This is a genomic window from Streptomyces sp. SID14478 (assembly GCF_010548525.1).
GTDB lineage: Bacteria > Actinomycetota > Actinomycetes > Streptomycetales > Streptomycetaceae > Streptomyces.
In genome coordinates this window covers 1-2826 of sequence record NZ_JAAGMG010000752.1, presented here as the reverse complement: position 1 = coordinate 2826, position 2826 = coordinate 1, and the positions used below count along the sequence as shown (strand labels likewise).

The 2826-nt window shown below is 72.4% G+C and carries 2 protein-coding genes; both read left to right on the top strand.

Features of this window, described 5'->3' with window-relative positions; all coding sequences use genetic code 11:
- Nucleotides 1–897 (top strand): phenylalanine--tRNA ligase subunit alpha (pheS, locus tag G3I40_RS25015; protein WP_164304375.1); only part of this gene is annotated, 897 nt, incomplete at its 5' end.
- On the top strand, nt 897–2826 hold a 1930-nt coding region (gene pheT, locus G3I40_RS25010), incomplete at its 3' end, for a phenylalanine--tRNA ligase subunit beta (protein ID WP_164304374.1). The genes pheS and pheT, both read left to right, overlap by 1 nt.

Here is a 2826-nt window from a genome sequence, read left to right as displayed (position 1 = left end):
GGCCAGGCCCGCGCCGCCGTCGGCCGGGGCCTCGCCGCGCGCCAGAGCGAGCTGGAGGCCGAGCGCGACGCGCGCGTCCTGGTCGAGGAGGCCGTGGACGTCACGCTGCCCTACGACCGCACTGCGGCCGGTGCCCGGCACCCGCTGACGACCATGATGGAGCGCGTCGCCGACGTCTTCGTATCGATGGGGTACGAGATCGCGGAGGGCCCCGAGGTCGAGGCGGAGTGGTTCAACTTCGACGCCCTGAACTTCACGCCGGACCACCCGGCCCGGCAGATGCAGGACACCTTCTTCGTCCAGGGCCCCGAGGGCACCGAGGGCGACGAGTCCGGTGTCGTGCTGCGCACGCACACCTCCCCGGTGCAGGCCCGCTCGCTGCTCGACCGGGAACCGCCCGTCTACATCGTCTGCCCGGGCCGCGTGTACCGGACCGATGAGCTGGACGCCACGCACACGCCGGTCTTCCACCAGATCGAGCTGCTCGCCGTGGACGAGGGCCTCACCATGGCCGACCTGAAGGGCACCCTGGACCACATGGTCAAGGCGCTCTTCGGCGACGACATGAAGACGCGGCTCCGCCCGAACTACTTCCCCTTCACCGAGCCGTCCGCCGAGATGGACATGGTCTGCTACGTGTGCCGCGGCGAGTCCGTCGGCAACCCGGACCGGCCGTGCCGCACCTGCGGCAGCGAGGGCTGGATCGAGCTGGGCGGCTGCGGCATGGTCAACCCGCGCGTGCTGACCGCGTGCGGTGTGGACCCCGAGAAGTACAGCGGATTCGCCTTCGGGTTCGGCATCGAGCGGATGCTGATGTTCCGCCACAACGTCGAAGACATGCGAGACATGGTCGAGGGTGACGTCCGGTTCACCCGGCCGTTCGGGATGGAGATCTGATGCGGGTCCCGCTTTCCTGGCTGCGGGAGTACGTCGACCTCCCCGCCACCGAGACCGGCCGCGACGTGCAGGCCAAGCTCGTCGGCGTAGGGCTCGAGGTCGAGACGGTCGAGCAGCTCGGCGCCGGTCTCAAGGGCCCCCTCGTGGTGGGCAAGGTCCTGACCATCGAGGAGCTCGAGGGCTTCAAGAAGCCGATCCGCTTCTGCACCGTCGACGTGGGTCAGGCCAACGGCACCGGGGAGCCGCAGGAGATCGTCTGCGGCGCCCGGAACTTCGCCGTCGGCGACAAGGTCGTCGTGGTCCTGCCGGGCGCCGTGCTGCCCGGCGACTTCGCGATCGCCGCCCGCAAGACGTACGGCAAGACCTCGCACGGCATGATCTGCTCCACCGACGAGCTCGGCATGGGCGACGACGGTACGCACGGCATCATCGTGCTGCCGCCGGAGCACGAGGTCGGCGCCGACGCCATCGAGCTGCTCGAGCTGGTCGACGAGGTCCTCGACATCGCCGTCACGCCCGACCGCGGCTACTGCCTGTCGATGCGCGGCATCGCCCGCGAGACCGCCATCGCGTACGGGCTCCCGCTGCGCGACCCGGCGCTCCTCGACGTCCCCGCGCCCAACGCGTTCGGCTACTCCGTCCAGGTCTTCGACCCGCTGGCCTGCGACCGCTTCACCGCGCGCACCGTCACCGGTCTGAGCCCGGAGGCCCGCTCGCCGATCTGGCTGCAGCGCCGTCTGCAGAAGGCCGGCATGCGCCCGATCTCGCTCGCCGTCGACGTCACGAACTACGTGATGCTCGAACTCGGCCAGCCGCTGCACGCCTACGACCGCTCCCTGGTCCAGGGCGCGATCGGCGTCCGCCGCGCGCAGCAGGGCGAGAAGCTCAAGACCCTCGACGGCACCGAGCGCACGCTCGACGCCGAGGACCTCGTCATCACCGACGAGCGCGGCCCGATCGGCCTCGCCGGTGTGATGGGCGGCGCCAACACGGAGATCGCCGATCACGAGGAGGGCGCCGGCACCACCGACGTCGTCGTCGAGGCCGCGCACTTCGACGCGCTGACCATCGGCCGCACCGCGCGCCGCCACAAGCTGTCCTCCGAGGCGGCCAAGCGCTTCGAGCGCGGCGTCGACCCGCAGGCCACGTCCGCCGCGGCCCAGCGCGTCGTCGACCTCCTGGTGCTGCTCGCGGGCGGCACCGCCGAGCAGGGCGTCACCGAGGTCATCGCGCCGGGCGCCCCGCGCACGATCACCATCCCGGCCGACCACCCGGACAAGGTCGCGGGCGTCGCGTACGGCCGCGAGACCGTGGTGCGCCGTCTGCAGCAGGTCGGCTGCGACGTCTACGGGCAGGACGACCTGACGGTGACCGTGCCGTCCTGGCGGCCCGACCTGACGGACCCGAACGACCTGGCCGAAGAGGTCATCCGGCTGGAGGGCTACGAGAACCTGCCCTCGACGCTGCCCAAGCCCCCCGCGGGCCGCGGCCTGACCGAGCGCCAGCGCACGCACCGCCGCGTGGGCCGCGCCCTGGCCGGTGCCGGATACGTCGAGGCGCTGAACTACCCCTTCGTCGGCGAGGCCGCCCTCGACCAGCTCGGCCTGGACGAGGACGACCCGGCCCGCCGCGTCGTCACCCTCGTCAATCCGCTCTCCGACGAGGAGCCCGCCCTCCGTACGACGCTGCTGCCGGGCCTGCTGTCCGCGCTGCGCCGCAACGACGGGCGGGGCAGCCACGACCTGGCCCTGTTCGAGACCGGCCTGGTCTTCCTGCCGCAGGGTGACCTGCGCGTCGCCACGCGGCTGCCCGTCGACCGGCGCCCCACCGACGAGGAGATCGCGACCCTCACGGCCGCGCTCCCGCACCAGCCCCGGCACGCCGCGGTCGTCCTCGCCGGCGCCCGCGAGCAGTCCGGCTGGTGGGGCA